Here is a 23,287-nt window from a genome sequence, read left to right on the forward strand (position 1 = left end):
CCGGGGTGTGGCGGCTGGGGCCTAGGCGGGCACGTGCGGCTCGGGCCGGCGGCTCAGGGTGCGGAAGCCAGCGGATGTTTCACCGTGCGCCAGCTTCCGGACCCTGCGCTGGTCGTTCCAAACGGTGCGCCAGCTTCCGGAACATGAGCCGGCCTCCGCCGGGGTAAGGCGGCTGGGGAGGAGGGCGCCCGGCTGGATGTCAGCTAGTCCGGGTTACCCCCGTGCGCGCTGGCCAGTTCAGGAAATCCAGGCTCACAGCGTCACGCCGCGTTCGAACGGCCAGTGATTCCGGGACCTAAATTCTGGCCGCCGCCGAATCCGCACGTTCTGCGACAGAGTCGGAGCGAACGGGGGTAGGCGGCATGCGCGGCCGGCCCACCCCTCGGCTGTCCCACCAACGGGACTGTTGGCACGTGCCGGACTGGAGGCCACAATGAATGCCATGATTCGAAAACGTGTGACTGTGCACGGGCAGGTGCAGGGCGTGGGTTTCCGTTACTACACCCGGGGCAAGGCCGAGCAGTGGCGGCTTGCGGGATACGTGCGGAATCGTCCCGACGGCTCGGTAGAGGTGGAGATCGAAGGCGAGGACACCGCCGTTTCGCGTATGCTCACCTGGCTGCAGGCCGGGCCACACTCTGCCGTGGTCGATGGAACCCAGGTGGCCGAGGTCCCGGTGATCGGCGAAAACGGGTTCTCGATTATCCATTGACCCTGACGCCCCTGCAGACGAACGAGGAGCAGACAAAGCTGGCGTAGCGTTAGCTTAAGGCCGTAAGCAAGCCTGCGGTTTCTTTCGACGGGAGCAAGTGTGCGCAGGAGGTTCGGCGTTGCCCGACTCCTGATGGCAAGCCTTGGAATTCTCGCCCTGACCGGGTATTTTGTCTATACGCTCGGCGTGGCCAGCTTCGCTATCGTCAACTTCTTCAGCTATTTCACCGTGCAGAGCGCCATCGCGGCGATCCTCGTTCTGATCATGGCCGGCGTGATGGCCGTGCGCCAGCCGCGGGATCCGGCCTGGCTGGACATGGCCCGTGCCATGATCACGACATATATTTTGGTGTCGGGGGTCGTGTACGCCATCATCGTGATGCAGTCCGCGGGTGCCAATTATTCCATCGCAGTGCCGTGGTCGAGCCAAATTCTGCACTTCTGGATTCCCACCCTCGCCCTGGCGGATTGGATCATCGACCCGTTCAAGGCCCGCGTGCCATGGCGCTATCTCGGCTGGGTGATCGTGTTCCCTGTGCTGTGGCTGGTCTTCACGCTCGTGCGCGGCCCCATCGCAGGGTGGTATCCCTACTTCTTCCTCGATTCCCGGCAGGTGAGCGGCCCCACCGAGACCGTGTTCTACTGTGCCATCATCGTGGTCATCATCACGGGTATCTCGGCGCTATTGATCGCCCTCACCCGCATCGACCGGATGCCCCGGCACCGACAGCCCCTGTGGGGCGCCACTCCAGACGGGGCGGCACCCGAAGCCGCGGCACACGGCCGACCCGGCGCAGACGATGCCGAGCTACTCCGTGACGCGGAACGGCTCGAGCGAGCGAAGGGCTGACGCGAGGAAGGCCTCGTCGCTCACCTCGGACAGGCGCACCGCGTTTTCGGCGGCCACCATGCCCATCAACACGGGCTCGCCAGTGATGGGGAGCATATTGACCCACACCGGGAAATCCGAGTCCGTTCCGACGACGGTCCAGAGCGGCGCAGTCGTGTCCCAGAACGGCTCGTCGAAGCGCAGCCAGATCTTGTCGAGCACCCCCATACCGAGCGCGGCGATGGCGCCCCGGTGGGCGAACGGCAGGGCGGGCGAGAATTCCACTGCGCCGTCCTTCAAGACCCCGAGCGGCACCGTCACAATCACACGGTCGGCGGACAATGCCTCCCCGGCCCCGAGTCTGAGGCTCACTCCGGAATCGGTATAGGCGATGAAGGTGACCACGCTCGACATCGTCACGTCGAGGCCCTCGGCATCCGCTTTCAGCAGATTCGCGTAGCCGCCCACCACCAGATGGTCATCGTCGGTCGTGCCAGGCGCGGTCGCGTACCAGGCCGATTCCTGACTTGGCGTCGAGCCGGAATCCATCTTCAGCCGGGTGGAGATTTCGTATTCCAGCCAGTCGGATTCGGAGAGCCCCTGGTCGTTGAGGGAATCCGACAGTTGGTTCTCGCCGGAGTCTACGAGGGCGCGTTCGACGGAAACGTCCTGCGGCTGCCCGCCGGCCCAGGCGAGCGCGGCGGCCACGGCCTCGGCACCCACCGGGTTGATCGGTACGACCTCGCCGGTGCGGGTATAGGCCTCCGGCACCCGCGAGAAGGGCAGCGTGCTGACCCCCAGGGTGGCGAACTCGTCGTCGAGCGTGTTCACCGTGGTGTTATGAATGAACGAGGGGCCGAGTTCGATCGGCATCGGCCAGTCTTTCGTCATGGTGTCGATGCGTCCGCCGACGCGGTCCCGCGCCTCCACCACGATCACGGTGAACCCCGCACTGCGCAGTTGGGTGGCCGCGGTGAGCCCGGCGATGCCGGCACCGATCACGGTGATGCGCTCCTCGGTTGTGGCTACGGACTGCACCTGGGTGGCGGCACGCCTGCCGGACTCACGAGCACCCTGCACGGTTCCCGGCTCGGTGGCCGCGGTGGCCTCACCCGCGAAGAATATCCGGTCCAGAACAGGCTCGGCGAGGGCGGTCCGGTGTTCCGGCGTGGCACCCACGGCCGGAAAGCTGAAAGATCCGCGCGCGAACGGGTCGACAGACCACGAGGTGCGCTGCATGGCAGCGGGCTGCGGCACGACCGAGGGCGTGGTGGTGGGTGCAACGGATGCCGTGGGCTGAGGCGACGGTGCGCCACACGCGGCGAGCACCATGACCGATAGGCCGGAGGCCGTTCCGAGCAGGAACGTGCGACGTTTCATCACCGGGCGTTCGCCACGATTGCGGGAAGTGTGCACGTTGCCGACCCTGCGCCATTCATGATTCCAAACTACCCCAGTGGCCCCCGCTCACATAAAACCGGGGATTCTCAGACCCGCCGGGTCGCGCGGCCACGCAACGCGGCGTGTCGGCACATTCACCGGTTTTGCGTGCGTCCAAAGATCCACTCGGGGCGCGGCCCCAGGGCGCCACGGAGCGGGTATGTTGACTCCACGAACCGGCGCTGTGACGATCAGCTGACCCTCTGTGACTGACCTCATGTCGCCGACAGCACCGATGTGCATCCGCGCATCCACGACACCATGAGCGAAAGAGAGATCTCGATGGCACGCGTCAGCGGAAAAGTGGCACTCATCAGCGGTGGAGCTCAAGGCCTGGGAGCCGCTCAAGCCCGACTGCTCGTTCAGGAAGGCGCCAAGGTCGTCGTCGGTGACATTCTCGACGCTGAAGGCGCGGCGCTCGCTGCGGAACTGGGCGACAGCGTTCGATTCGTTCACCTCGATGTCAGCGCCCTCGCAGAGTGGGAATCCGCGGTCGCGACCGCTGTCGACACCTTCGGCGGACTTGACGTCCTGGTGAACAATGCCGGCATCGTGAACTTCGGCGCCATCGGGGACTACCCCGTCGAGGCCTGGAACGCGATCATCGCGGTCAACCTCACCGGCGTGTTCCTCGGCATCAAGGCGGCGACGCCCGAGATCACAAAATCCACCGCCGGATCGATCATCAACATTTCGTCCACCGCGGGGCTCCAGGGCTACGAAGCCCTTTCCGGATACACGGCCGCCAAGTTCGGGGTGCGGGGCCTCACCAAGGCGGTCGCCCTCGATCTGGCCAAGTACAACGTTCGCGTGAACTCCGTGCACCCCGGCGCTATCAGAACCCCGATGACCGACGGCCTCGATCTGCCGCAGAACCACGTCGCGCTGCACCGCGTCGGTGAGCCTGACGAAGTGGCCACGCTCGTCCTGTTCCTGGCCAGCGACGAATCAAGCTTCTCCACCGGGGCCGAGTTCGTCGTCGACGGCGGCGAACTCGCTGGTCTCGCGCACCACGTCGATGAGACGCCCTGGGCCACGTCCACGGACTAGCCCTCAGGACGAGGACACTCCACACCCTCAACAAAACCGGGGATTCTGCGACACGCCGGGTCGGATCGACACCGGGACCGGCGTGTCGCGAAAAACAGCGGCTTTAGGGCGCCGCCGCCGGGGCCGTCGTGCGGTGCACCCGAAGAGGAGGGGGAGAAATGTCCTCAGGCTATCCGGGAAATCAGTTGACAACCAGCCATCTTCGTAGTTAGTTAGTTACATAACCAACTAACCCATCAACCCCAGAAGAAGGCGGGCAGCCTTGATCGACGAGGGCAAGCCAATCTTCGTGCAAATCGCCGAGCAAATCGAGGACGACATCCTGAATGGCAGCATTGCCGAAGAGTCCATGGTGCCGTCCACGAACGAGTTCGCAGCGTTTCACCGCATCAACCCGGCCACCGCCGGCAAGGGCGTGAACCAGCTCGTTGATGACGGCATCCTCTACAAGAAACGAGGGATCGGCATGTTCGTGACCGCCGGAGCCCGGCAGCGGATCGTCGACCAGCGCACGAGTGCGTTCACGACAAAATACCTGACCCCGCTTCTCGCCGAGGCGGCCAAACTCGGCATGACTCCGGAGCAGGTAGCTGAACTTATTCACAGCAGCACAGCAGGCTACGAAAGGACATGACTCAATGAGAAATCAAGAACCAGTGGTGCGCGTTGACGGCCTGACGAAAAGTTTTGGAAACTTCACCGCCATCGACGACGTGAGCTTCGCCGTGGAGGCGAACAAGATCTACGGCCTGCTCGGGCGTAACGGCGCCGGCAAGACCACGATCATGCAGTTGCTCACCGGCCAACAGTTCGCCACGTCCGGCAGCATCCACGTGTTCGGCCAGGTACCCGTGGAGAACGCTCACGTGCTGCAGCAGATGTGCTTCGTGAAGGAGACGCAGAAGTACCCCGATAGCTTTCAGCCCCGTCATGTTCTCTCGAGCGCACCGTGGTTTTTCGAGAATTGGGACGCTGACTTCGCCGCCCGCCTCGTCGACGACTTCCGGCTGCCGCTCGGCCGCCCGATCAAGAAGCTATCCCGAGGGCAGCTGTCAGCCGTGGGTGTGATCGTCGGCCTCGCGTCCCGCGCTCCCCTGACATTCTTCGACGAGCCCTACCTCGGCCTTGATGCCGTAGCACGGCAGATCTTCTACGACCGCTTGCTCGAAGACTATGCGGATAACCCCCGCACGGTCATCCTCTCTACCCACCTGATCGACGAGGTCAGCAACCTGCTCGAACACGTGCTCGTCATCGACGAGGGCCGCATCCTGATGGATCAGGACGCAGACGACCTCCGCGGCAGCGCGACCACTGTCGTGGGCAAGGCAACGGATGTCGACGCGTTCGTCGCCGGCCGCGATGTGATTTCCCGAGATGGGATCGGCGGCCTCGCCTCGGTCACCCTTGCCGGCCTCAACTCCTCCGAACGCGGCGAGGCACTGGCCGCGGGACTTGAACTGTCCCCCGTCTCCCTGCAGCAGCTCATCGTTGCGAAGACCACGAGTACCACGGGATCCCTGACGACGCACGGGAAGGTACGAGCATGACCGCCACAACATCGATTGACCTGACCCCGGCGTTGGCATCCCTCCGGGAGCGCTCCGCCACAGTGCGCATCGGGAACGTGCTGCGCCTGCACCTCGTGGACCGCCGCACCTACATCGGAATCCCATGGCTGATCGTGGGCGTCGCCTTCGTGATCACGATCTTCATCTCACGAATCATCGGCTTCACGACCGGCGAGCTGGGAACCGCCGACGCAATGGCCGGCCAACGTTACAGCTGGGCCGTGCTCTCACCGCAGTGGTACCTCGTCGTCGTCGCCGTGCAAACCATTGCCTTCGGTTTTCCGTTCGCGTTGGGCTTCGGAGTCACTCGGCGGGACTTCTATCTCGGCACATGGCTGCTGTTCGTGCTCCTCTCCGCCGTCAACAGCCTGGCTTTCACCGCGCTCACCCAGGTGGAGAAGGTCACGAACGGGTGGTGGATCGACAACTACATGTTCAATGCTCTCTGGCTCGGACTCGACGGCTGGCTCGTTGACTTCTTCTCGTTTTTCGTCATGCAGCTTCTGGTGCTGTCGGTTGGCGCCTCCGTCGCCACCGTCTACATGCGGTGGCGGATGCCCGGCATGCTCGTGTTCTGGAGCTCCCTCGCCCTGTTGATTGTGGGCTCGGTCGCCGTGATCACGTTCACCAGCAGCTGGCCGACCGTCTCCGTCTGGTTCGCCGCGCAGGGCATCGCGGGCATCTTCGGATGGCTGCTGGTGCCGGCCGCCGTCTCGGGTTTGGGCGGGTACCTGGCTCTACGCAGGGCAACACCGACGAACTAGGGCCGGCCGCACGCACAAAACCGGGGATTCTGAGACACGCCGGGTCGGATCGACACCGGGCCCGGCGTGTCTCGAAAAACAGCGGTTTTAGGGGGCCGCCGCGGGGGCCGGGACCTCGAGAAATCCGTCGGAGACGAGACCGCGCACCTGCGGGAGCAACTCGACCAGCAGCGCGTGCTCGTCGGCCTCGAGCAGTTGGGCCAGTGCGCCCACGATCGCCCCGACGGCCAGCTCGCCGTCGCAGGCCCCCACGAGCGCGGCCAGCGGGGTGGTGAGCGGCACCGAACGACCGAACCCGCTGCCCTGGTGCAGGGTCATCAGGGTGGGGTCGTCCTGGCCAGGCCAGTAGTGCCGTTCCTCAGTGACATCGGATGCCACGGTGAGCGTGGCACGGGCGAGCTGGGCGTCATCCGTTGCCGCCTGCCAGTCGTGGGCGGCCAGGCAATGGGCCAGGTGCGCGCCGATTCCGGCCGCATTGTGGCCGAGCGCGTCGGGCAGCCGTTCGAGCCGACGCAGCGTGGGCTCGCCGGCGGCCGGACGTCGCAGCAGCAGGTACCCGAAGCCCACGCGGGCGACAGCGCGGTCCGCGAAGTCGTCCAGCCACGCGTCGTAAAGCCGGTCGAAGTCTGCGGTGTCGGGCCGGGTACCGCCGTCACGGATCCAGGTTTCGGCGTACTGCGCCGGCTGCTGCACCTCGCGCTCCACGATCCACGCGTCCAAGGCTGTGTCATCGAGCCACTCGGAGAGACGGTCGAAGGCGTCGCCAGAACCGCGGTATTCCCAGTTGCCGAGCATCTGCGCCACACCGCCCGGCGTGAGGTGCTCTGCGGCGCCGCGCACGACGGCCTCCACGAGGGCATCGCCGACCATGCCGCCGTCGCGATATTCGTAGCTCGGCACCCCGGGCACGCGCGGCGTGATCACGAACGGTGGGTTCGAGATGATGTGGTCGAAGCGCTCCCCCACAACCGGGTCGTAGAGGCTGCCCAGCCGAAACTCCACGTTGTCGATGCCGTTGAGCCGGGCGTTGATGGCCGCCAACTCGAGAGCGCGTTCGGAGATGTCGGTGGCCACCACCCGGTCGGCGTGCCGGGCCGCGTGCATGGCCTGGATCCCGCAGCCGGTGCCGAGGTCGAGCACCGATTCCACCGGCGTGGGCATGATGAGGCCGCTCAGCGTGAGCGAGGCGCCGCCTACGCCGAGCACGTGGTTTTCACCGAGCGGATGCCCGAGGGCCAGCTCCCCGAGGTCCGACACGATCCACCAGCTGCCGGCCCCCGCCGCGTCGATGAAGCTGTACGGCCGCAGATCGAGCAGCGGCCGCAGGACGTCGCCCTCGCCGACCGCGGTAACGAGTCCCAGTTTTTCGGCTCCGTCCGCCTCGAGCAGGGGAAGGGCCGCATCAAGGTCGTGACGGCTGGCCGGCTCGCCGAGCACGAAGAGCCGCGCGAGAGTGGCTGTGGGTTCTTCGCGGCCGAGTTTCTCGCGCAGGGCCGCGAGGGCGCGGCGGGCCGGCACGCGCTGGTTACGGCGCAGCGCGGCATCCGCTTCCATGCCCCACAACCCGGTGAGGGCGCTCACCGAGTAGTTCGCGGCGGTCAGGTCGGTGCGGAGCAGGTCGATCAGAGCTAAAGTCACCGTTCCATTAAACCCGACGTGAGCTCACAGCCAGCGCATGGTGAAGGCGCGGGCCACGAGGGCGTTCGTGGGAGGGACGGCGAGGGTGCGCACGAGTGCGTTGCGGGCAACCAGGCGCACGCCGCGCACCGGTCGGCCCATGCTCATGTTGAAGCCGGCCTGGCGCATGGCCATGCGCGCGGCGCGCATGCGCCTTCGGCTATACGCGGCCAGGGCGGATGCCGCGGCGTCGGCATCCGCGACGGCCCTCGCCAGCGCGGGGGCGAGCTCTGCCGCATCGAGCCAGCCGAGGTTCATCCCCTGGCCACCGATCGGGCTGATCTGGTGCCCCGCATCGCCGACGAGCGCCACCCGACCGCGGACCAGGCCGTGCGCGCGGCGCTGCTGCACCTCGAACGCACTTGCCACCCCGCGGGGCTCGCCCACCGCCGCGCCCGTGCGGTGGCGGATGATGTCGGCCAGCTCTCCGCTTGAGGCGTGCGGGGCCAGGAAGTCGGTTATGGCCACCCAGCGCCGGGTGCCGTCCGGAAGCGGAAATGATTCCACGACGCCGCCGCGTTCGAAGTACAGAACGGCGGTATCACCGTGCATGCCGGTGTCGGCATAGTCGCACATCAGGTAGGTTTGCCGCCCGCCGACATCGGTCCACGGCATGCCGGCCGACTCACGCACCCGGCTGCGGGCACCGTCGGCCGCCACCACGTACCGCGCCTGCAGGATCTCGCCCGCGTCCGTCACGACCTCGGCGTGGTCGGTCCGGTCCCGAACATCGGTGACCGTGACGCCCCCGCGCAGGCCGCCCGGCCGCAGGTGCGCGAAGCGCGCCCTCAGCAGGGATTCGGTCTCGTACTGCGGCAGCATCGCCACGAAGGGGTAGCGCGTGGGGAGCGCCGAGAAAGACATGCGCCCCAGCATTCGACCGTCGCAGTGCACGGTGCCCTCCTCCACATGCGTGGCCCGCCCCACGAGATCCTCGGCGACTCCGATCTGCTCGAGTACGGCGAGCAAGGGCGGGTGGATGCCGATGGCTCGCGATCGCATCGACGGTTCGGTGCGCTGCTCGAGCACCTCCACGTCGAGTCCCTCCACGGCGAGCAGGCAAGCGAGCATCGTGCCCACCGGGCCGCCACCCACGATCAGCACGTCACGCATCGGTGCCCCCGACCTGCCCAGCAGGCCCTGCAGGTGCGACACTCCCCGCAGGCGCTGTCCACTCAAGTACGAGTCGCGACGGCAATCCGCGCAGCACGCGCCAGCCCGGCGGCGCCGCGGCGCGCAACTCGCTCGCCGTGAAGCTGCGCCGAATGGACGTGAGGCCGTCAGGCCGAATATAGGAGCGGCGGAAGAACGGCCACGTGCCGAGGGCGAAGCCGACGTATCCGACGCGCGATCGTTCGATGTCGGCGTGCAGAACCCGGCGGCGGCAGAGGCGTTCGGAATCCACGAGCAGTGCCCCGAGTTCGGCCGGGCCGAGGTGGTGCAGCATGTGGTTGGACACCACGAAGTCGAAGCGCTGACCCTCAGCCACGAGTTCCGAGCTGAACGCTCGCCGGAACGTCAGCCCCGGCTGGGCGGGGAGACCGAGGCAGAACTCATGGGCGCGAGCATCGGGATCGATGCCGAGCACGCTCAGCCGCAGTCCGTCTCGCGCCGCCCAGCGCGCGAGAGCACGGGAAACGTCGCCGCCGCCGGAGCCGATGTCGAGCAGCGTCGTGAGCCGCGTCGTGGAGAGTGCCGGGCGGATATCCCGGCGATACACCGTTCCCCAGCCCGAGACGACGGCGTTGACGACTCGGAAGTTTGCGTAGGTTCGCGTGAGCATGCCGGGGTCGCACTCGCCATCCATGATCTCGACCGCGTCATCCGCTCGCCCGCGCAGATCCGGAAGCATCCCTCTCACCCCAGGCGCACGGTCATGAGCGCGGACTCGACGGTGAGGCCGGGGCCGAACGCCATGGCGCAGACCCGCTCGCCGTCGGCACTCGCCGGCTCGTCGAGGATGGCCTTCATGACGAACAGGATCGTGGCACTGCTCATATTGCCGTGGTTGCGCAGCGTCTCGCGCGATGGCCGCAACTGTGCCTCACTCAGACCGAGCTTGGCCTCGGTCTTGTCGAGGATGCTGCGCCCGCCCGGGTGGATGGCCCAGTGCGCGATCGCCTCGCTCATGGCCGGCGCCCGGCCGGGTGCGGGGGCCACCAGCGTCGCAACAGAGCCGACCGAACCATTCGACCCGGCGGACGACTCGATCACCGTTGTCGCGGTGAAGCCGAGACCGTCGTCGGTCAGCAGGCCCGACAGCAGGGAGTCCCGTGCCATCAGCGGGGCGAGCGCCCCCTCGATGTGCTCATCGATGATGTGCGGCACGTAAGTGCTCAGCACCATCTCGAACCCCTCGTCACCGATTTTCCAGGCCATGTCCCCCTCACCGATGGGCGTGATCACGGTTTCGAACAGGTCAAGGTCGAGAGCTTTCTCCCCGGGGTGCAGGGGGCGCGAACTCACGATCCCCGCGGCGGCGCCATCGGAGAAGAGCGAGGAGGCGACGATCGTGTCCGGGTCGTTGGAGGTACGCAGGTGAAGCGAACAGAGTTCGGCGCTCACAACGAGCACGACCGCGTTCGGGTCGGCCTCAACGAACTGCTTGGCCGTGCGCAGTGCCGGCATCGACGCATAGCAGCCCATGAAACCGAGGTGGTATCGCTGGGTTGCCGGGCTCAGCCCGAGTTCCCGAACCAACATGTAATCGGGGCCGGGGGCATAGAACCCCGTGCACGAGACCGTGACGACGTGGGTGATGTCCGCGGCCTCGATACCCGGGCAGGCCTCGAGGGCGCGGCGTCCGGCTTCCACGAAGAGCTTCGTCGCCTCAATGATGTAGAGCTCGTTGCGCGCCCGCGTTCCCGGCATGAGCAAGCGTTGATCCGACGGGTCGAAGAATGTCGGTTCCGTTCCCGACGCGTCGAGGGTGAGCTCCTCGATCACGGTATGTCGGGTCTCGATTCCAGAGACGTTGAAGGAGGTGTTCACAATGCGTTGGGCAAGACGGCTGAGCCCGGGCTGTGCCGCGAACACGTCGCGCACCTGCTCCTGGTACAGCACTGTCGGTGGAACTGCGGTCTGGATCGCTCTCAGCGTGACGGCCATACGACAGTGTCGCACGCAGCTTCGCTTTTCGCAGAACTTCGCTCCGCGCCACGCGGGCGAACGTCAGGGCAGTCGGCCGAACAATCGAATGCCGCAGAGGGCCAGCAGGAGCCCGGCGGTGACAATCGCTGTCACGCCGCCGATGTAGGCAACGAGAAGATCGGCGGCCTCGCCGAATTCGAACAGAAATGTGCCCGCAAGGGTGAGGCCGGCGACCGCGGCAAACGGAATGAGGATCCAGCGCAACGGCCGAATGAAAGCCGATGTGCGGCGCAGGGACCCGACCTCGCCCACACCTGCGTCGGGCGCCTCGGTGCGGGGAATGACGAGGCCCGGCCATGCGAGAACGGCACCGCCGATGCAACCCCAGAACGCGACGACGAGCAGCGAGGCAATCACGTCGCTCGGGCGATGCCACTGATTGGCCAGGGTCGCGACCCCCGCGAGTACGGCAAACCCCGTTCCACCGACCGCGAGCATCGGGCGAAGTCGCGGTCCGGCGACGAGAAAAACCACCAGGGCCGAGGCCGCGGCCAACGTGGTGTGCCCCGACGGAAAAGAGTTACCGGCGTACCCGGATACTCCGAGGTCGGGCCGCGTCAGCACGCCGTATTTCAAGAGCTGGGCCGACACCACGGCAGCGGCGGCCACGCCGAGGGCCACGAAAAGGGTGCGCCAATTGCGCCGGATCAGTGTCATGGCCACCGTGCCGATGAATCCAAGCACCACGGATGCCGCGGGGACGGAGTCGAGCAGCTCGGCGGTGAACGGTGTCACGCTGCGGCGCCCGAATTGGGCGCCGTCATACGCCAGCTGATCGACCTGCTGACCCGGATGCGACGTGACGAAGAAGGCGTACAGGGCGATGAACGCCACCGAGACGAGCGCAGCTCCGCCGAGATACCGCGCGGATTCGAGGGGGAAGGAGAAGCGCACATTCCAGCATGCCACAGCGATCACATATCGATCATGAAAGTCAGTGATTTCCGCGCTCGCCCCCTTGACAAAGTCAAATTTGAGCGTAGAACGGGATCATGTTCGGGTTTCATCGCCGACAGAAGACAACAGACCGCGCCTCCGCCGAGGCCTCGGTCAACTCGCCAAGCCTGACGACAACGCCGAAGGCCCCCCGGCATCGCGCGGCGCCCCGTCCTCCGGCCGAGGACCGGGGCTTCACCGGCCTGGAGGGTGATTTCGAAGCGGAAAGGCGACGTGCGGTCGGCAGCGAGCGCGTCGAGCCCTACGAGCACGATGAGAAACCCCATCTCCCCGGCGGCTGGTCGGGCGTCACCCACCCCTGAACGCGCAGGCCACGGCGCACCCTCCCGCAGGCCACGGCGCACCCTCCCGCCGGTCACGGCGCACCCTCCCGCCGGTCGAGGCGCGACGAAGGAGCGATCGAGACCCCGCAGGCCAATCCCTGAATCTGTCTCGCCAGGCCTCGATCGCTCGTACCTCGCGCCTCGACCAACGCAGGGCACTGGGCGAGCTACGAGACGGCGAGCACGACCTTGCCGCGCAGGTGCCCGGCCATCAGATACTCGTATGCCTGTCGCACCTCGTCGAGCGGATACACGCGGTCGATAGGGAGCACCACCTCACCCCCCGCCACCAGGTCGGCGAGGCCAGCCAGATCCGCCAGCGTGGCGGCCTGGCCGCCCACGGTCGTGATGCCGGTTCCGACTCGGTAGTCACGAGCCGCGATCGTATTGATCCGCGCACCCGGCACACCCAGGGACAGCGCCGCGTCGATGGTCTCGGTGCCGTGATAGTCCAGCGCGGCTGTGATGTCGTCGGTCACGGCACGTACCCTGTCGCGGAGACCGGGGCCATACTCCACCGGAATCACCCCGAGCCCCCGCAGAAACTCGTGATGCCGGGCACTCGCCGTACCGATCACCGTCGCACCGGCACGACGGGCCAATTGACTTGCGATCACACCGACACCGCCGGCCGCGGCGCTGACCAGCACGGTGTCCCCGGCGCCGAGCCCGAGACTGCGCACACTCGCCCAGGCGGCACGCCCCGCGATATCCAGCCCACCGGCCTGCTCGAACGACAGGCCAGCGGGCATTCGGACGACTCTGGTCGCGTCGATCACCACCCAGTCGGCCTGTCCCTGCATCCGCTTGCCGCCGAAGACGGCGTCGCCAAGAGCGAACCCGGTGACCGCGGCACCGACCTCGTCGACGATGCCGGAGAAGTCATTGCCGTTGCCGCACGGCGGGACGGCGTTGTAGCGCACGGCGGCTTCACCGCCGTGAAAGATCTTGTAGTCCACCGGGTTGATGCCCGCGAAACGCACTCGCACCCGCACCTCACTCGGTCCCGCTTCCGGCCGCTCATTGTGCACGACCCGGAGAACGTCGGGGCCGCCATATTCGTCGAACATCACATATCGAGCCATGCGGCCAGCATAGAGCCCTCGATGTTGCCAAGTTGCGTGGCGTACATCCGTTATTCATCCTGATCTGATCAACTGGTTGTTAGTACCGTGAGTGCGCGCGCGCAGAGTGCGTACCTCCGAACGAATGGAAGCTCTGTGAGCATTCGAACGGCCGAATACCCTCGGCCGGACCATTTCCTGTTACACCTGAGCGACACCCACCTGCTGGCAGGGGGTAATCGCCTCTATGGCACTGTGGATGTTGAGGCTCATCTCCGCGAGCTCTTCGCGGAGGTGGAGGCCTCGGGCGCCCGGCCGGAGGCGATCGTCTTCACCGGCGATCTCGCCGACAAGGGCGAACCAGGCGCTTACGAGCGTCTGCGCGAAATCATCGATCCGGTGGCCGAACGTCTGGGCGCCCGCGTGATCTGGGTGATGGGAAACCACGACGACCGGGCTGCCTTCCGAACCGGGCTGCTCGACCAGCTCCCGAACGAAACGCCCCTGGACGCGCCCGTGAACCGTGTGTTCGAGCTCAATGGCCTGCGCGTGATCACCATCGACACCAGCGTGCCCGGCCACCACTACGGCGAAGTCTCTCCGGACACGCTCGTTTGGCTGGCCGGGGAGCTCAGCGTTCCCGCCCCGGACGGCACGATCCTCGCCATGCATCACCCGCCCGTGCCGAGCGTTCTCGACCTGGCGGTCTCCGTCGAACTGCGCGACCAGCAGCCCCTCGCAGCCGTGCTGCGCGGAACCGACGTGCGCAGCATCATCGCCGGCCACCTGCATTACTCGTCGACCGCCACGTTCGCCGGAATCCCCGTGTCGGTCGCGTCGGCCACGTGCTACACGCAAGACCTGAACGTGCCCGTCGGCGGCACGCTCGGTCGCGACGGTGCGCGGGCCTTCAATCTGGTGCATGTTTTCCCGGACACCGTGCTGCATTCCGTCGTGCCGCTCGGCAGCTACCCCACGCTCGACTACATCGATGCGGCCGAGAGCCAACGTCGCCTGCGCGAGTCGGAGATCGTCGTTACCCCGTCGGGAACCGTGCCTGCATGGCGCGAGCCGCCAATGACCACGCCGATCCCGGTTCTGAGCTCGTAAAGGCGCTTGAGCGCTCCCACGGTGCGACGATCGGAAAGTAGCGGTCGAGAAACAGGGTCACGGCCGCGCGCCGCACGTCGTCCGTGATCTCGGGGTTGCTGCCGTCGTTCAGGCAGAACATGTCCTGGTCGCGGCGTTTGCGCAGCCGGTTCATCTGGCGCAGCGCCACCCGCAGAGTGGTTTCGATGTACATCGAACGCGCCTGGGTTTGTTCGACCGCACGCCCCGTCATCAACGCGTAATAGTGGTACAGGGAGTTCGTCACCGAGATATCGGTCGCCGAGCGAAAACGACTGGCCGCCGTGCGGGCGAAATCCTCCGGAAATTCCTTCTCCAGCTCCAGCAGGACACTCTTGCGCATCGGCGCCGGAGTGTGCTCCAGGTGACGAGTGGTGACCTTGCCGAATCGATCGTGCAGCAGCGCCCGGTTCACCCGCGCGGCGTTCTCGAAACCGCTGCGGGTCGGGTCGTTCTCGCCGAGTCCGATGCGCGTGGATGCCTCGACAAACTTGGTGATTCCTCCCGGGGAGAAGAACATCTCAGGACCCACCGGACGCCCAAAGAACATGTCGTCGTTGGAGTAGAGGAAGTGCTCGGCGAGACCGGGGATGTGGTGCAGCTGGCTCTCAACGGCGTGCGAGTTGTGGATGGGCAGCACGCTCGTGTCCACGAAGAAGTCTTCGCTGCGCATGATCGTGACGCGCGGGTGGTCGGCGAGCCACACGGGGGCCGGCGAATCCGTGGCAATGAAGATGCGCCGAATCCACGGCGCGAACATGTACACGCTCCGCAGCGCGTACTTGAGCTCGTCGATCTGGCGGAAACGGGCATCGGAATCGTCGCCCTCGCCCACGACGTAGGCCTGCATGCGCTTGGCGCGCTCGCGCTGGAAATCGTCGGAGGAACCGTCGACCCAGGAGAAGACGAGGTCGATATCGAAGCTCACGTCACTCGCCAGGTCGTCGAACATGTTCTTCAGGGTCAGCCAGGTACGGCCATAGAGTTCGATCGTCGTTTCGCGGGCTTCGGAGCGGGGCAGCCGGGTACGCATCAGCGCGTTCTCGACCGGGGCAATGATCTCCTCGTCGCCGAAACGCCACAGCTCAAGCTGGAAAGCGGTCTCGGCGCCATACCGCAGACGGCCGATCGGTTCGATGCGCGGGCGGTACACCCGAAACACGGAAGACTTGCGCATAGTGGTCAGCACGCCGTCGGCGAGCAGAAGCGGGAGGGTTTGGTTGCCGTCGAGCGGCTTGGCATAGAACGGTTCGTTCGCGAATGCCGTCGCGAGGATGCGCGTGATCTGCTTGCGACGCTTGCGATCGACGGCGATCACGGGGCGGTCGTGGTCGCCGCGAACCAGCAGAAAGTCGATGCCGGCGGCCTTCAGAGCGTCGTGAACGGCGACGAGGTCTTTCACCATGGATTCGTGCGGCGTGAAGTGCCCGTTGATCAGTGCTATTTCACCCTTGCGCACGACCAGATCGTCGCGGTCGAAGCGGCGGGTGCGGGCATCCGGGGTGATGAGCACGAGCTCGGGCTCCGAACTCAGCAGCGGCGCGGGATGAGACCGGAATCCGTGTCGGTGAATTCGGCGGATGAATCTGTATCGGGGCGGATCGGGCCGTTGGCGCTGAAGTGCGCGTCCGGTTGTGCGTCCGGAATATCGATTGTCGCCATGGTCCTCCTAAAAAATGGAGCACTCGATCACGGGGCAACCACGCGCTGTGCCCCGGGGAGTGCGCCCTGGTACATCAGCTCGCTATGCGCCTCAGATGTTTGCATCGCGGCGAAGCGGCCGGTGGAACGCGGTGGCGCTAGGTCGATTCTACGCTGTGGCGCATGAACGGATGCTGTGCACAAATTTTTCACCGCTCGCACGGCGGCGGTCCAGGCGCTTCGCGGGTCAGGCCCCGCTGATGCCGAAGAGCCCCACGATCACGGCCATCACGATGAGGGTGACGAACTCGTGGGCGAGGTTGAGCACGGTCAGGCCCGCGGGCCGACGGTCGAATGCGTCGTGGGTCACCATGCGGGCCGCCGTGAAGCCGGCCCAGAGAATGATCGTACTGAGCACGGTGTTCAAGAGAAAGCTGCCCCCGTAGAAGTTCTGGGCGATGGCTGCTGCCCCGGCGAGCACGGCGGCGGTGATAAAGCTCACGACCACCGTGACGATGAGCGGCACGGCCGCGCCTTTCTTCATGCTCTCCTCGTCGTGACCGACGGCCTTCATCCAATACGCACCGAAGACCCGCTTGGAATACCAGATCGACCCGACGACCATGCTGGAGGCGGTGGCGGCGAGAACAGCCCAGATGTTGATTTCGGGAACCATGACGGCGTCCTTTCGTGGGATGCTCCGATGCTAGCGCTGACATTCCTCTGCGGGGAGGCGGCCGATCAGCTGGCAGACAGCGCGGCGAAGTCCGCGGCCGTCGTGACCGGCAGCGTGCACACGAAATCGCGGCACAGATAGGCCGTGGCGGGCGCCGCCGCCGACACGCGCCCGACGAAGAGTTCGAATCCGGCAACGGCGAAGGTCCGCCCCTGTTCGGCGGTGATGGCTGCGACAACGCCGGTCGAATGCCGACGCGTCACGTCGACCAACGCCGAGGCGGTGTCGGCGGTACTGGTCACCACGACAAGCTGTTGGGCGGGCGCCGCGAGGCTGTTCAGCAGGCGGAGGGCTGCACCGAAGGCCAGCGGCCGCTGCGGGGCAAGCCCAGCCACGAGGGCCATTCCGGTCTCGGCGGCCACGCGGTAGCGGGCGTCCGCGGTGAGCAGGTAGAGAAGCTGGGAGGCCTCCGCGGTGGCCGTGAGGCCGGAGGGATAGGCACCCTCTGAGGGATCAACGTCGATGGCGAGGCCCTGGGCGGTGAGCACCGGGTCGGCCCCGTTCGGTGCGCGGAAAACGGCCGGGGTCCGGTCGCCGGACGCGGCGTCGCCGGACCGGTCGGTGCTGCCGTCGTGGGTGCTATCTGTACGGCTATCGAGGCTGCTGTCGAGGGTGCTGTCGATCAGCCGCCGGGCAGCCTCGGCATAGCCGACGTCCCCCGTGCACAACGACAGTTCGAGCAGGCCGCGGGCGAACATGCCGAAGTCCTCCAGGGTGGCCGTGGCGTCCGAGGTACGGCTGGCGATGGAGGCCCGGACGAGCGTTCCGTCGGCACGCAGGTGCCGGGCCAGCAGATAGTCCGCCGCCCGTCTCGCCGAGGTGGTGAACGCGGGGCGATCGAAGGCAAAGCCCGCCCGGGCCAGTGCGGCGATCGCGAGGCCGTTCCAGCCGGCGAGCACCTTCTCGTCGAGGGCCGGCGGGGTCTCGGCACGGCGGTCGATCACACCGAGGGCATAGTAGCCGCCCTCGACGCGCTGGCCGCCGACGGTGCTCTCGGAATCCTGCGCACTCGCGAACCCGCCCTCCGGCAGTTGCATCACGCTGGCCAAAAACTCGGCCACACCCTCAGCCACGAGGCGAGCCCACTCGTCACCGGTGATCTTCCAGGCCTGGGTGTACAGGTCGAGCAGCTGCGCGTTGTCGTAGAGCATGCGCTCGTAGTGCGGTTCGCTCCAGTCGCGGTTCACCGCGTAGCGAAAGAATCCGCCCTCCACCGTGTCGCGCAGGGGCGATGCGCCCATGCGTTTGAGCGTGCGCAGGGCCAGCTCCTGCCCATCGGCGCGGTCCAGCAGAAACCCGAGCGTCGGCGCCACCGGAAACTTGGGCGCGCCGCCGAAACCACCGAACAGGGTGTCTTCCGTCGAGGCGAGGTCGGTGACGATGCGCTCGAACGCGGCCTCGTCGGGCCCCGTTCCGGGACCGCGCAGCTGCAGCGCGGACCCGGCAAGGGCGTCGGCCACCCGTGCCGCGCCGGCCGTGACCTCCGGGCGGTGGGTGGCCCAGGCATCCGTTACGGCCTCGATCACCTGACGAAAAGACGGATGCCCCTGCATCGGCTCTGGCGGAAAGTACGTTCCGGCGTGGAACGCCCGACCGTCCGGAGTGACGAACACGTTGAGCGGCCAGCCGAGGCCCTCCACGAAGGCGCTCGCGGCCGCGAGATAGCTCGCGTCGACGTCGGGGTGCTCCTCGCGGTCCACCTTGATGCTCACGAAATGCGCGTTGAGGTACTCGGCGATGTCGGGATCGCTGAAGCTTTCCCGGGCCATCACGTGACACCAGTGGCAGGTCGAGTACCCGATGGATACGAGCACCGGCAGGTCGCGTTCTTTCGCCTCGGCGAAGGCCGCTTCTCCCCAGCCGTGCCAGTTGACCGGGTTGTCCGCGTGCGAACGCAGGTACGGGCTGATGGCATCGGCGAGGTGGTTGGGCATTCTTCTATTGTGCTCCGCCGCGGGCGGTCAGGCGCTGTCGACCAACGCCTGCGCGCGCCGATGCACCCGTACCCACACGATGAACCCCATGATGGTGAACGCCCCGTAGAACAGATACAGCACGGCCGAGGCGTAATACCCGGCGCTGATCAGCAGCGGCACGCCCACGATATCCACGGCCACCCAGATCAGCCAGAACTCGGTCCAGCCCTTGGCCATGCCGTAGGTGGCGAGCAGGGATCCGGTGAAGATCCAGGCATCCGCCCAGACCGGCTCGAACGAGCCGAGCGCGCGGAAGATCGGCGTGAGCACGAGAGTGCCCGCGACCAGTCCGAGGCCCAGCAGAATCCGCGTTCGGCTGCCCGCCCAGTGCGGTGCGACGGCAACGTGCACCGCAGAGTCCTTGCTGCGTTGCCACTGGATCCAGCCGAAAATCGACACGACGATGAACATGATCTGGCGACCGGCCTGACCGAGCAGATTCACCGGGTTGGGAGTGCCGAAGACCGCGCCGAGGAAGACGGTGAAGAGCAGCACGTTGCCGACGATGCCCACGGGCCACGCCCACACCTTGCGCCGCATGCCGCCGACCGCGCTGAGGATGCCGAAGCCGTTGCCCACGATCTCGCGCCAGAGGATGGTCTGGGTGCCGATGTGCAGCTGGGCGTCGAACAACCACTCGATCGGATTCATTGTGCTCCCTGGCGGGGCTGCGCACGGGCGTCGCAGCAACTTCTGCTGCCTGTAACGCTACGCTCGTTCGCGTTATGCCCCGGCCAGCCGCGCTGGCGCTGCCCCATCGCGCGATCGTGGGACCGAAACCGGCTCGCGCGGGCGGTATCGCGGGCGCAGCAGCCGTTTTCGCGCGCAGGAAGCCCTCGCCCGAGCCCTAGTTGACGTCGTTCGGGTGCGCCGACACGCGCCCGGCACGCTCGAGGGCGGAAATCATCGCGACCTCGGTGGAGCTGAGCTCGAAGTCGAACACGTCGAAGTTCTCGATCATTCGCTCGCGGCGGTTCGACTTGGGGAACAGGATGTTGCCCGTCTGCAGGTGCCAGCGGATGACCACCTGGGCCGGCGATTTTCCGTGCTCCTCTGCGGCATCCGTAATGACCTGCTCGTCGAACAAGGGGTACTTGCCCTGGCCGAGCGGGCCCCACGCCTCGATATTCACGCCGTGCTCGCGGGAGAATTCGGTCACCTCGCGCTGCTGGTGCGCGGGGTGCAGCTCGATCTGGTTGACCACCGGAACGATATCCGTCTCGCCGAGCAGGCGCTCGAGGTGCGGCACGAGGAAGTTGGAGACACCAATGGAGCGGGCACGACCGCTCGCGCGGATCTGCTCCAGCGCCTTCCAGCTCTCGATGAACTTGTCGTTGGCGGGGGCCGGCCAGTGGATCAGGTACATGTCGACGTAGTCGAGGCCGAGCTTCTCGAGGCTCTCCTCGAACGCGGCGAAGGCCGACTCTGTGCCCTGGCGGTCGTTCCAGAGCTTGGTCGTGACGAAGAGGTCTTCACGGGGCACCGCGGAGTGTGCGAGCGCCGCCCCGACGCCCTCCTCGTTGCCGTAGATTGCGGCCGTGTCGATGTGGCGGTAACCCACCTCGAGGGCATCCCGCACAATGCGCGTCGTCTCGGCGGGGTCAACCTTGAACACTCCGAAACCGAGCTGCGGAATCGTGTGGCCGTCATTGAGGGTGATGGTCGGTACAGAATTCGTCATCTGCACACCCTAGGCGTCCGAACTGATCGGCAGCCTGTCAGAGCTCACTCGGCGTCGATCACGGCTTGGCCGATGGCGTCGGGGTTGTACGCGACTTCCCAGTGAAATCCGTCGGGGTCGGCGAAGGCGATCAGGCTCACGCGTTGTTCCCTGACCAAACCGTACCCCGCCGGGGAATCAGCCGGGAGAAGTACGATAGAAGATCCATGGAACACGTTCAGATCACCTTCCCGCCCGAACTTCCAGTCAGCCAGCGCCGGGAGGACATCGCCCGTGCCATCCGCGACAACCAGGTGGTCATCGTGGCCGGCGCCACCGGCTCGGGAAAGACCACCCAGCTGCCCAAGATCTGCCTCGAACTCGGACGCACGAACATCGGTCACACGCAGCCTCGCCGCCTCGCCGCGCGCACGATCGCTGAGCGCATCGCCGAGGAGATGGGCCAGGAGGTCGGCGGCATCGTGGGCTACCAGGTGCGCTTCACCGACCACGTAGGACCCGAGACGCGCATCAAGCTGATGACCGACGGCATCCTGCTCAACGAAATCCACCGCGACCGCATGCTGCGCAAGTACGACACGATCATCATCGACGAGGCACATGAGCGCAGCCTCAACATCGACTTTCTGCTGGGTTACCTGCGCCAGCTGCTGCCCAAACGCCCCGAGCTCAAGCTCATCATCACCTCCGCCACGATCGACCCGCAGAGCTTCGCCAAGCACTTCGCCGCCGCCGACGGCACGCCGGCGCCGGTCGTCGAGGTGTCCGGACGCACCTTCCCCGTGGAGATCCGTTACCGACCGCTCGTGGCCGAACCCGGCATCGACGACGATGACGACACGACGGATGCCGCCCCGACCGTCGACCGCGACTACATCGAAGGCATCACCACGGCCCTCGACGAGCTCGAACGGGAGTCGAACGGCGACGTGCTCGTGTTCCTCAGCGGCGAGACGGAGATCCGCGACGCGGCAGACGCCCTGCAGGGCAAGTACGCCGGGACAGCCAGCAGCAACCCCACCGAGGTACTCCCGCTCTACGGACGCCTCTCCTCCGCCGACCAGCACAAGGTGTTCCAGCCGTCGAAGGTGGCCGGGGTGCGCCGCCGCATCGTGCTCGCCACGAACGTGGCGGAGACCAGCCTCACGGTTCCCGGCATCCGCTATGTGATCGACGCCGGCACCGCCCGCATCAGCCGCTACAGCGTGCGTTCAAAGGTACAGCGCTTGCCGATCGAGGCCATCTCGCAGGCCTCCGGAAACCAGCGTTCCGGGCGAAGCGGGCGCACGAGCGATGGCATCGCCATCCGCCTCTACTCCGAAGAAGACTTCCTGCGCCGCGACGAGTACACCGAGCCGGAGATTCTGCGCACCAACCTCGCCGCGGTCATCCTGCAGATGATCTCGCTCGGCCTCGGCGACATCGCCTCGTTCCCGTTCCTCACCCCGCCGGACTCCCGCAACATCAAGGACGGCCTCGATCTGCTCGCCGAACTCGGCGCGGTCGAGTCGGCCGGTGCCGGGCGCACCAAGAGCTCGCGCGGGCGCCGCGGGGATTCATCCGCGCCGGAGGCATCCGCCGACTCAGCCTCCGCTTCAGCCTCACAGGAACCGCCCGTCACCGCGAAAGCGGATGCCGGCCCGCGCCTCACGCGCATCGGCCAGCAACTCGCGCAGCTGCCGATCGACCCGCGTTTCGGTCGCATGGTGATCGAGTCGAAGAAGCAGGGCACGAGCCGTGAGGTGATGGCCATCGTGGCCGGTCTCACCATTCAGGACCCGCGCGAGCGCCCGCTCGAACGGCGCGCCCAGGCCGACCAGCTGCACGCGCGGTTCGCCGATCCCACGAGCGATTTCCTCTCGCTGCTCAATCTCTGGAATTATCTGGAAAAGCAGCAGAATGAGCTCGGGTCCAGTGCGTTCCGGCGCCTGTGCAAGAACGAGTATCTCAACTACCTGCGGGTGCGCGAGTGGCAGGACGTGCTGCGGCAGCTGCGCCAGCTCGCGAAGCCGCTCGGCCTGCACCTCGGCGAACCGAGCACCAACCCCGATGGCGTGCACCGGTCGCTGCTGGCCGGCTTGCTCTCGCACATCGGCCTGAAAGACGTGGCCAAGAAGGACTACGTGGGTGCCCGGCAGCAGCGCTTCGTGCTGTTCCCCGGCTCGACGCTCGCCAAGAAGCAGCCGCAGGCCGTGATGAGCGCCGAGCTCGTGGAGACGAGCCGGCTGTTCGCGCGCATGAACGCGGTCGTCGACCCCGCCTGGGCCGAGCCGCTGGCCGGAGACCTCTGCAAGCGCAGCTACTCCGAGCCGCACTGGGAGATGAAGCAGGGCGCCGCCGTGGTCTACGAGCGGGTCACCCTCTACGGCGTGCCGATCGTGCCCCGCCGCCGGGTGCAGTTCTCCCGCATCGACCCGGCGTACGCGCGCGAGCTGTTCATCCGGCATGCCCTGGTCGAGGGCGAGTGGGACCGGGCGTCGACAGTCCGCTCCGCGGAGAGCCCAGCAGACGCCGAGGCCGACCGCGGCGGACGCGGACCCTCGCGCAACGAACGCGTGGGCATCTCGGCCGACGGTGGCGGAGCATCAG

The 23,287-nt window shown here is 66.6% G+C and carries 22 protein-coding genes; 9 read left to right on the forward strand and 13 right to left on the reverse strand.

Annotation, left to right across the window (positions count from 1 at the left end; all coding sequences use genetic code 11):
- Nucleotides 1-442 precede the first annotated feature (442 nt).
- Together JF66_RS05775 and JF66_RS05780 are read left to right on the forward strand one after the other, a co-directional pair.
- Entirely contained in the window at nt 443-712 is a 270-nt protein-coding gene (locus JF66_RS05775) for an acylphosphatase (RefSeq protein WP_035876238.1), read from the forward strand.
- A gap of 132 nt (nt 713-844) precedes the next feature.
- Complete coding sequence (locus JF66_RS05780) at nt 845-1,561, forward strand: Pr6Pr family membrane protein (protein ID WP_051973168.1); 717 nt, start codon at nt 845-847, stop codon at nt 1,559-1,561.
- On the opposite strand, the gene JF66_RS05785 is transcribed toward JF66_RS05780, so the two are convergent.
- Nucleotides 1,520-2,956 (reverse strand): FAD-dependent oxidoreductase, encoded by a 1,437-nt coding sequence (locus JF66_RS05785; protein WP_051973169.1) that lies wholly within the window; start codon nt 2,954-2,956, stop codon nt 1,520-1,522. The two genes, JF66_RS05780 and JF66_RS05785, sit on opposite strands and share 42 nt — an antisense overlap.
- 285 nt (nt 2,957-3,241) lie before the next feature.
- Between JF66_RS05785 and JF66_RS05790 the strand changes: the two genes are divergently transcribed.
- The 4 genes from JF66_RS05790 (at nt 3,242) to JF66_RS05805 (ending at nt 6,365) form a co-directional block, all read left to right on the forward strand.
- A complete protein-coding gene (locus JF66_RS05790; protein ID WP_231556311.1) occupies nt 3,242-4,030 on the forward strand; it encodes an SDR family oxidoreductase in 789 nt (262 codons plus the stop codon).
- 262 nt (nt 4,031-4,292) lie between these two features.
- Nucleotides 4,293-4,664 carry a GntR family transcriptional regulator gene (locus JF66_RS05795; RefSeq protein WP_035876228.1) on the forward strand — a complete coding sequence of 124 codons (372 nt, stop codon included), beginning with the start codon at nt 4,293-4,295 and terminating at the stop codon, nt 4,662-4,664.
- Between the two features lie 4 nt (nt 4,665-4,668).
- Nucleotides 4,669-5,580 (forward strand): ABC transporter ATP-binding protein, encoded by a 912-nt coding sequence (locus JF66_RS05800; RefSeq protein ID WP_035876229.1) that lies wholly within the window; start codon nt 4,669-4,671, stop codon nt 5,578-5,580.
- Nucleotides 5,577-6,365: a hypothetical protein gene (locus tag JF66_RS05805; RefSeq protein ID WP_051973170.1), complete on the forward strand. Its 789-nt coding sequence runs from the start codon at nt 5,577-5,579 to the stop codon at nt 6,363-6,365. Before JF66_RS05800 ends, JF66_RS05805 begins: the two co-directional genes overlap by 4 nt.
- 87 nt (nt 6,366-6,452) lie before the next feature.
- On the opposite strand, the gene JF66_RS05810 is transcribed toward JF66_RS05805, so the two are convergent.
- From JF66_RS05810 to JF66_RS05830, 5 genes are all read right to left on the reverse strand, one after another.
- Nucleotides 6,453-8,003, reverse strand: a complete 1,551-nt coding sequence (locus JF66_RS05810; protein WP_035876230.1) for a methyltransferase — start codon at nt 8,001-8,003, stop codon at nt 6,453-6,455.
- Between the two features lie 24 nt (nt 8,004-8,027).
- On the reverse strand, nt 8,028-9,197 hold the full coding sequence (locus JF66_RS05815) for an NAD(P)/FAD-dependent oxidoreductase (RefSeq protein ID WP_051973171.1): 1,170 nt from the start codon (nt 9,195-9,197) through the stop codon (nt 8,028-8,030).
- Nucleotides 9,148-9,894, reverse strand: a complete 747-nt coding sequence (locus JF66_RS05820; RefSeq protein WP_035876231.1) for a class I SAM-dependent methyltransferase — start codon at nt 9,892-9,894, stop codon at nt 9,148-9,150. Before JF66_RS05820 ends, JF66_RS05815 begins: the two co-directional genes overlap by 50 nt.
- Before the next feature lie 5 nt (nt 9,895-9,899).
- A complete protein-coding gene (locus tag JF66_RS05825; protein ID WP_035876232.1) occupies nt 9,900-11,150 on the reverse strand; it encodes a type III polyketide synthase in 1,251 nt (416 codons plus the stop codon).
- Nucleotides 11,151-11,213: 63 nt separating this feature from the next.
- Nucleotides 11,214-12,110 carry a phosphatase PAP2 family protein gene (locus JF66_RS05830; RefSeq protein WP_051973172.1) on the reverse strand — a complete coding sequence of 299 codons (897 nt, stop codon included), beginning with the start codon at nt 12,108-12,110 and terminating at the stop codon, nt 11,214-11,216.
- Nucleotides 12,111-12,184: 74 nt separating this feature from the next.
- Here JF66_RS05830 and JF66_RS05835 point away from each other — a divergent pair, with 74 nt between their 5' ends.
- The gene (locus tag JF66_RS05835; RefSeq protein ID WP_035876233.1) at nt 12,185-12,451 is read left to right on the forward strand and encodes a hypothetical protein; all 267 of its coding nucleotides are present in this window, start codon (nt 12,185-12,187) and stop codon (nt 12,449-12,451) included.
- Nucleotides 12,452-12,639: 188 nt separating this feature from the next.
- Here the strand turns inward: JF66_RS05835 and JF66_RS05840 are convergent, their stop codons facing one another.
- The gene (locus JF66_RS05840; protein WP_035876234.1) at nt 12,640-13,557 is read right to left on the reverse strand and encodes an NADP-dependent oxidoreductase; all 918 of its coding nucleotides are present in this window, start codon (nt 13,555-13,557) and stop codon (nt 12,640-12,642) included.
- A 135-nt stretch (nt 13,558-13,692) separates the two neighbouring features.
- Between JF66_RS05840 and JF66_RS05845 the strand changes: the two genes are divergently transcribed.
- The gene (locus JF66_RS05845) at nt 13,693-14,646 is read left to right on the forward strand and encodes a phosphodiesterase (RefSeq protein WP_035876235.1); all 954 of its coding nucleotides are present in this window, start codon (nt 13,693-13,695) and stop codon (nt 14,644-14,646) included.
- On the opposite strand, the gene JF66_RS05850 is transcribed toward JF66_RS05845, so the two are convergent.
- The 6 genes from JF66_RS05850 to JF66_RS05870 form a co-directional block, all read right to left on the reverse strand.
- Nucleotides 14,573-16,177 carry a stealth family protein gene (locus tag JF66_RS05850; protein WP_231556312.1) on the reverse strand — a complete coding sequence of 535 codons (1,605 nt, stop codon included), beginning with the start codon at nt 16,175-16,177 and terminating at the stop codon, nt 14,573-14,575. The genes JF66_RS05845 and JF66_RS05850 overlap by 74 nt on opposite strands.
- Before the next feature lie 17 nt (nt 16,178-16,194).
- The gene (locus JF66_RS24965; RefSeq protein ID WP_255351507.1) at nt 16,195-16,326 is read right to left on the reverse strand and encodes a hypothetical protein; all 132 of its coding nucleotides are present in this window, start codon (nt 16,324-16,326) and stop codon (nt 16,195-16,197) included.
- 226 nt (nt 16,327-16,552) lie between these two features.
- Nucleotides 16,553-16,981 (reverse strand): DUF1761 domain-containing protein, encoded by a 429-nt coding sequence (locus JF66_RS05855; RefSeq protein ID WP_035876236.1) that lies wholly within the window; start codon nt 16,979-16,981, stop codon nt 16,553-16,555.
- 65 nt (nt 16,982-17,046) lie between these two features.
- Nucleotides 17,047-18,975: a thioredoxin domain-containing protein gene (locus JF66_RS05860; RefSeq protein WP_035876237.1), complete on the reverse strand. Its 1,929-nt coding sequence runs from the start codon at nt 18,973-18,975 to the stop codon at nt 17,047-17,049.
- Between the two features lie 27 nt (nt 18,976-19,002).
- Nucleotides 19,003-19,668: a nicotinamide riboside transporter PnuC gene (gene pnuC / locus JF66_RS05865; protein WP_051973173.1), complete on the reverse strand. Its 666-nt coding sequence runs from the start codon at nt 19,666-19,668 to the stop codon at nt 19,003-19,005.
- Nucleotides 19,669-19,864: 196 nt separating this feature from the next.
- Complete coding sequence (locus JF66_RS05870) at nt 19,865-20,698, reverse strand: aldo/keto reductase (protein ID WP_035876247.1); 834 nt, start codon at nt 20,696-20,698, stop codon at nt 19,865-19,867.
- Between the two features lie 206 nt (nt 20,699-20,904).
- Here JF66_RS05870 and JF66_RS05875 point away from each other — a divergent pair.
- Nucleotides 20,905-23,287 (forward strand): DUF3418 domain-containing protein (locus JF66_RS05875; RefSeq protein ID WP_156109669.1); only part of this gene is annotated, 2,383 nt, incomplete at its 3' end.

Source organism: Cryobacterium sp. MLB-32 (assembly GCF_000738085.1).
Taxonomy (GTDB): Bacteria; Actinomycetota; Actinomycetes; order Actinomycetales; family Microbacteriaceae; genus Cryobacterium.